7 protein-coding genes are annotated in these 5,905 nt (G+C 69.0%); 3 read left to right on the forward strand and 4 right to left on the reverse strand.

Annotated elements, in window-relative coordinates:
- Positions 1-263: 263 nt before the first annotated feature.
- Genes UK23_RS04315 through UK23_RS04330 form a run of 4 tightly spaced genes read right to left on the reverse strand, consistent with a single transcriptional unit; the run spans position 264 to position 3,853 of the window.
- The gene (locus UK23_RS04315; RefSeq protein ID WP_156212757.1) at positions 264-611 is read right to left on the reverse strand and encodes a hypothetical protein; all 348 of its coding nucleotides are present in this window, start codon (positions 609-611) and stop codon (positions 264-266) included.
- A 22-nt stretch (positions 612-633) separates the two neighbouring features.
- The gene (locus tag UK23_RS04320; protein WP_156212759.1) at positions 634-984 is read right to left on the reverse strand and encodes a hypothetical protein; all 351 of its coding nucleotides are present in this window, start codon (positions 982-984) and stop codon (positions 634-636) included.
- Between the two features lie 15 nt (positions 985-999).
- On the reverse strand, positions 1,000-2,841 hold the full coding sequence (gene asnB, locus UK23_RS04325; protein ID WP_045310040.1) for an asparagine synthase (glutamine-hydrolyzing): 1,842 nt from the start codon (positions 2,839-2,841) through the stop codon (positions 1,000-1,002).
- A 10-nt stretch (positions 2,842-2,851) separates the two neighbouring features.
- Positions 2,852-3,853 (reverse strand): methyltransferase, encoded by a 1,002-nt coding sequence (locus tag UK23_RS04330; RefSeq protein WP_156212761.1) that lies wholly within the window; start codon positions 3,851-3,853, stop codon positions 2,852-2,854.
- Between the two features lie 283 nt (positions 3,854-4,136).
- Here UK23_RS04330 and UK23_RS04335 point away from each other — a divergent pair, with 283 nt between their 5' ends.
- From UK23_RS04335 to UK23_RS04345, 3 genes are all read left to right on the forward strand, one after another.
- Entirely contained in the window at positions 4,137-4,667 is a 531-nt protein-coding gene (locus tag UK23_RS04335) for a hypothetical protein (RefSeq protein ID WP_156212763.1), read from the forward strand.
- Positions 4,664-5,287, forward strand: a complete 624-nt coding sequence (locus UK23_RS04340; protein ID WP_045310042.1) for an isochorismatase family protein — start codon at positions 4,664-4,666, stop codon at positions 5,285-5,287. The genes UK23_RS04335 and UK23_RS04340 overlap by 4 nt, the downstream gene beginning before the upstream one ends.
- On the forward strand, positions 5,284-5,905 hold a 622-nt coding region (locus UK23_RS04345), incomplete at its 3' end, for a chorismate-binding protein (RefSeq protein ID WP_045310043.1). The genes UK23_RS04340 and UK23_RS04345, both read left to right, overlap by 4 nt.

A 5,905-nucleotide genomic window follows, 5' to 3' on the forward strand; every position in this document is an offset into this window, starting at 1 on the left:
CTAGCGTTCGAACGCAGCGAGGGGCCCGCACCGAACTCCGGTGCGGGCCCCTCGCTGCGTGGCCAGGAGATCGTGATCCAGCGGTAGCCCCGTTGACCGACGACGTCTCCACAGGTCAGCGCGGCGGGGAACAGCCTCGTTCGACTGGGCGGTCAAGAAAACGCAAGGAGAGGCGGACCGTCGATGCTTCTCCTCCTTCGGGTTCAGGACTCGCGGCGGCGCCGGCACGGAAACCCGTGCCGGCGCCGAACTCGTTCCCGGTATCAGAAAACCGTGATCCAGCGGAAGCGCTGCGCGTCCTCACCGCCGACGCTGACCTGCGCGCGTTTCTCGGTGTTGCCCTCGCACCTGCCGCCACCGTACGCCTGCACGTACGGCGTTTCGTCGGAGCGGATGATGACACTCGAGTAGTGACCGGACGGGCCGACCAGGCAACGCCCGTTCACGCGGATGCTCTTGACGCTCGACGTCTGGTACGAGACGGCCACGCACGACGAGAACGCCTGGGCCTGGCACGTCGCAGCGGAGGCCGGCCCCGCGGTCAGCACCAGAGCGCCCGACACCGCGACCGCCGCGGCCACGCCCGCCAGCCACATCTTCTTGAAATCCATCTTCTGCAACCTTTTCCTGATTCTAGGAGATCGTCACCCAACGGAAGCCCTGGTCGTCCTCGGTGAGGGCCCAGCTCACGGACGCGGAGTTGTGGGTGTTGCTCTCACACCTGCCGCCGCCGTAGGTCTGGAGGTTCGGATGCGCGTCGGCCACGTCGTCGACGTGGACGTTGGAGACCGTTCCGGACCCCCCGATCACGCACCGCCCGTCCACCCGGATGCTCTGGACGTGCGTCGTCCGGTACGAGACACCCAGGCAGGACTTGAACTCCGGGGCGTTGCAGGACGCGGCCGAGGCCGGACCCGCGGTCACCAGCACGGCGCCCGACACCACGGCCGCGGCGGCCACACCGGCAGCCCACATGCGATTCATCTTCAGCAACCTTTCTCAGTCCAGCTCGACCGACGGCCGGTAGAGCTCGAACCAGTGGTAGAGGTCCAGCACCCGGTCGATGCCCCTGCGCACGGAGGCGGGCGTCGCCGCCGGGTCGAGGGAGATCGCCTGGCGCAGCCAGTTCCGGTCGATCAGCGCGGCGACGGGATGGTGCCGGTCGGCCAGCACCTCACGGGCCTGTCGCTGCAACGAAACGTTGTAGGCCGAGTCCTGAGTGGACGGATAGGAGGCCTTGAGCCGGCCCCGGACCGATCTCGGCAGCACGTGCGGCATGGCGTGCCGCAGCAGGCTCTTCTCCCTGCCGTCGAAGGACTTCATCCGCCACGGAGCCCGGTAGACGTACTCGACGAGGCGGTGGTCGCAGAACGGCACGCGCACCTCGAGACCGGCGGCCATGGAGATCCTGTCCTTGCGGTCCAGCATCATCCGCACGAACCGGGTCAGGTGCAGGTGCGAGATCGTGCGCATGCGGCGTTCGACCGCGCTGTCACCGGGCAGGTGCTCGACCTGGGCGATCGCGGTCGCGTACTGGTCGGCCGTGTAGGCCGCGATGTCGAGCCGGGAGCGCACCTCGGGGGCCATCACCGCGGCCCGGTCGCCGCTCATCGCGCTGGAGTACACCAGCCACGGGAAGTTGTCCGTGGCCACGACGTCCTGGTCGTGGAACCAGCGGTAGCCGCCGAACACCTCGTCGGCCGCCTCACCGGACAACGCCACCGTCGACTCGCGGCGGATCGCCTGGAACAACAACAGCAGCGAGGCGTCCATCTCACCGAAGCCGACGGGCAGGTCCCGCGCCCGGATCACCTCACGACGCAGCTCCGGGTCACTGAGCGGAGACGCGTCGAGCGTGACGAACTCGTGACGCGCGCCGACGGCCGCGACGACGTCACGAATGTACGGCGTGTCCGGTGTGGTGCGCGCTTCGTCGGCGCGGAACGTCTCCTCGCGGCCCACGAAGTCCACGGAGAACGTCCTGACCTTCTCCCCTGTCGCGGCCAGATGCGCGGCGGCGAGGCCGGTGACCGCGCTGGAGTCGAGGCCACCGGAGAGCAGCACGCAGAGCGGTACGTCCGCCACGAGCTGCCGCGCGACGGTGTCCGTCAGCAGAGTTCGCACGGTGGCGACCGTGGTGTCCAGCTCGTCGAGGTGTGCGGCCGTCTCCAGCCGCCAGTACACCCGCTCCCGCAGGCCCGTCCGGTCGACGGTGATCACCGTGCCCGGTTCGGCCTCGCGCATTCCCCTCCACAGCGCCCATTTCGGCGTCATGGTGAACGCGACGAGCTCACGCAGGCCGTCGAGGTCGACCACCGCGCGTACAGCGGGGTTGGCCAGGATCGCCTTGGGCTCAGAGCCGAACACGATCCCGTCCAGGGTCGGGTGGCAGTACAGGGGCTTGACGCCGAGCCGGTCCCTGACCAGCACCAGCTTCTCCTCGCGGGCGTCCCAGACCGCGAACGCGAACATCCCGTTCAGCCGCTCGGCGACCGCGTCTCCCCACTCGAGGTAGCCACGCAGGACGACCTCGGTGTCGCTCGCGGTCAGGAAGTGGTGGCCACGCCCGCGCAGGTCCTCGCGCAGTTCGCGGAAGTTGTACGCCTCACCGCTGTAGACGATGGCGACCTCGCCTGCGGGCGTGGTCACCGTCATCGGCTGCCTGCCGCCCTCGAGGTCGATGACCGAGAGCCGCCGGTGGCCCAGCGCCACGCGCCTGCGGATCCACGTGCCCGACTCGTCCGGGCCACGCCGGTCCATGGTCGCCGTCATCGCGTCCACGACATCGGCCCTGGTCCGCAGGTCGGCGTCGAACGCCACCCAGCCGGTGATCCCGCACATCCCGCCCTCCCTAGCGGGCCGCGACGATCGCGGTGGTCTCGGCGGGCAGTTCGGCGACGCGTTCCACCGCGAACCCGGCTCGTTCCAGCAGAGCGGTGTAGTCGGCGAGACTGCGGTGCCTGCCGCCGTTGGTCATCAGCAGGTGCAGGTCCCACAACGCGGGCAGGACCGTCGGGTAGTCGTCGACCACCACCCGGTCGAGGATCACCAACCGGGAGCCAGGACCCGCCATCACCCTGCCGCAGTTCTCGAACACCCGCACGACCGCCTCGTCGCTCCACCCCGCGAGCACGCGGCACAGGAAGTACACGTCGCCGCCGGGAGGAACCTCCTCGACCATGTCGCCGCCGACCAGCTCGACCCGGTCGAGCCCGACGCTCGCGGCGAGGTTCTCCCTGGCGACCTCGATGACGTGCGGGCGGTCCAGCACGGTCGCGCGGGCGTCCGGAACAGCGCCGAGGATGGCGGCGGTCAGCTGGCCTGGCCCGGCGCCGACGTCGACGAACCTCTTGCCGGAAAGGTCGATCGCGTCCGGCACGTAGTCGAAGAAGATGTTGCCGGCCTTCATGGCCAGCTGGAAGCGTTCGGACAGCTCCGGGTTCTGGCCCAGGTGCTGGTAGAGCGGCTCACCGAAGGCGATCTCGAAACCGGCGGTGACGGTGGTGATCGACTCCTTGGCGAACGCCCACGCCGTGTAGAACTCCTCGCCGTAAAGCAGGCACATGTCCCGCAACGAGTCCGGCGAGTCCTTCAGCAGGGCGCTCACGGCCGTGTTGCGGTAGCCCTTCGCGCCGTCGCCTTCGAACACGCGCAACGCGACCAGCAGACGCATCAGCCGATGTATGCCGTCCACTTCGGACTTGGTCGCCACGGCCAGTTCCTCGTCCGTGGTGCAACCGGAGTCGACCAGGGAGGGAATGTTCAGCCTGGCCGCCGAGTAGACGCACTGAGCGCGCCACCCACCAGTGATCAGCTCGACCACTTCCTGGGCAGCTTTCAGGTCATTCCTCACGTCCATTCCCCTTTCCTGGGCGGACCCGAGTGTGACCCACCATCCACGATGGACAGTCGTTCACCGAAACAATCCCGAAGTATTCGGACGTCTCGCTTCGCGGACTGGTTTCTTGAGGAGAAAACCTCGTTACCGCGCGGATTGCGCATCGGTCCACGGCTTTCGAAGCTTGACCCACGTTGGTACACGCGTCAAAGGCGGAACCGTGCACAATTCGCACGAAACGGACCGGACAGCAGCAGCCGAGCGACTCGTGCTGCAGTGTCCACAGTGGTCGGACCGGATGATCAGCTCGATCACCGGGCTGTCGGCCAGGGCCGTCGCCGGCGTGCGCGCCAGGGTCGGATCCAACGCCGGCGTGAGGATCGGGCGCGACGGCCGAGTCCGGCCGACGAACAGCGCCGAACGACGGCTGCGCGCTCGTGAACTGATGGCCGAGCAGCCGCACCTGTCGCTCCGTCAGGTCGCCAAAGCGGTCGGCATCTCCCCGGAGACCGCCCGGACCGTGCGTGGCGAACTGCGCGGCGACCGCCGTCCATCTCGCGCGCCGGCCGCGCCACGAAGAGGCGGAGTCGCCGACCTGCTGCGGTGGCTGCGCGACGACCCGTCGATGCGGCTGAGCCACAACGGCCGGCTGCTGCTGCGGCTGCTGTTCCTCGATGTGCGGACCCGGACCGCGTGGGCGGAGGTCTCCCGCGACGTGCCCGCCCACTGCCGTCCCGGCCTCGCCGAGCTCGCCAGGCAGAGCGCCGCCGCGTGGCAGGTGCTCGCGGATCGGCTCGATCTCGAACTCGACTCGGAAGGTGCCGCATGACCGGAATCCCCGCCATCCCCGCGTACCCGATGCCCGGCGCGAACGACCTGCCGGAGTCCTCGGCACCGTGGAAGATCGACCCGGAGCGCGCGGTGCTGCTGATCCACGACATGCAGCGCTACTTCCTCCGCCCTTTCGCGGTGGACACCGCACGACAGCTGACGGACAACGTCGCCGCACTGCGCGACCGGTGCCGCGCCGAGGGCGTGCCGGTCGCCTACACCGCCCAGCCCGGTGCCATGTCGGTCGCCGAACGCGGACTGCTGAAGGACTTCTGGGGTCCTGGCATGCGCGTCGATCCCGCCGACCGCGAGGTGGTCGAGCCGCTCACGCCCCGACCGGACGACTGGCAGTTCACGAAATGGCGTTACAGCGCCTTCTTCCGCAGCGACCTGCTCGAGCGGATGCGGGCGACGGGGCGCGACCAGCTCGTGGTCTGCGGGGTGTACGCCCACATCGGCGTGCTGATGACCGCCGTCGAGGCGTTCACCAACGACATCGAGACGTTCCTGGTGGCCGATGCCGTCGCCGACTTCTCGGCCGAGCAGCACCGGATGGCGCTCAGGTACGCGGCGTCGTGCTGTGCCGTTGTCCTGACCACAGAGGAGGTGTTGCGGTGAGCGACAGCCTGGACCGGGTGCTCGCACGTCCCGACCGCCCGTTCGCGATCCTGCACCGGCCGCACACGACCGGCTCCGGGCAGCTGGAGGTCCTCACCGGTGAGGTGTCGACCGTTGCCGCACTGGCCGACATCGAGGTCGGCGATCCGTCGTCGGCCGGGCCTCGGACGTTCGCGCTGATCCCCCACCGTCAGGTCGCCGAACGCGGGCTCGAGTGCGTCGACGACGGCGCGCCGCTGATCGTGCTGCGGGTGGACGAGCACGCCGTGCTGCCGAAGACGAGTGCGCTCGAACGGCTACCCGAGACGCCGATCTCGTTGTCCGGCACGCGTTTCGACGTCGACGACAGCACCTACGCGGAACTGGTGCGCCGGGTCGTGGCCGAGGAGATCGGTGCCGGAGAGGGGGCGAACTTCGTGATCCGGCGGTCGTTCCTGGCCGAGATCGAGGACTACGAGCAGAGCCAGGCCTTCACCTTCTTCCGCCGGCTGTGCGAGCAGGAAGCCGGCGCCTACTGGACCTTCCTGGTGCACACCGGCGACCGCACGTTCGTCGGCGCCACACCGGAACGCCACGTCAGCGTCGACGACGGCCTCGTCACGATGAACCCGATCAGCG

Source organism: Lentzea aerocolonigenes, from assembly GCF_000955955.1.
Classification (GTDB): domain Bacteria; phylum Actinomycetota; class Actinomycetes; order Mycobacteriales; family Pseudonocardiaceae; genus Lentzea; species Lentzea aerocolonigenes_A.

Coding starts and splice junctions, on each gene's coding strand:
- UK23_RS04315 (WP_156212757.1), bottom strand. CDS start 611: ATGGATTTCAAGAAGATGTGGCTGGCGGGCGTGGCCGCGGCGGTCGCG.
- UK23_RS04320 (WP_156212759.1), bottom strand. CDS start 984: ATGAATCGCATGTGGGCTGCCGGTGTGGCCGCCGCGGCCGTGGTGTCG.
- asnB (WP_045310040.1), bottom strand. CDS start 2,841: ATGTGCGGGATCACCGGCTGGGTGGCGTTCGACGCCGACCTGCGGACC.
- UK23_RS04335 (WP_156212763.1), top strand. CDS start 4,137: ATGATCAGCTCGATCACCGGGCTGTCGGCCAGGGCCGTCGCCGGCGTG.
- UK23_RS04340 (WP_045310042.1), top strand. CDS start 4,664: ATGACCGGAATCCCCGCCATCCCCGCGTACCCGATGCCCGGCGCGAAC.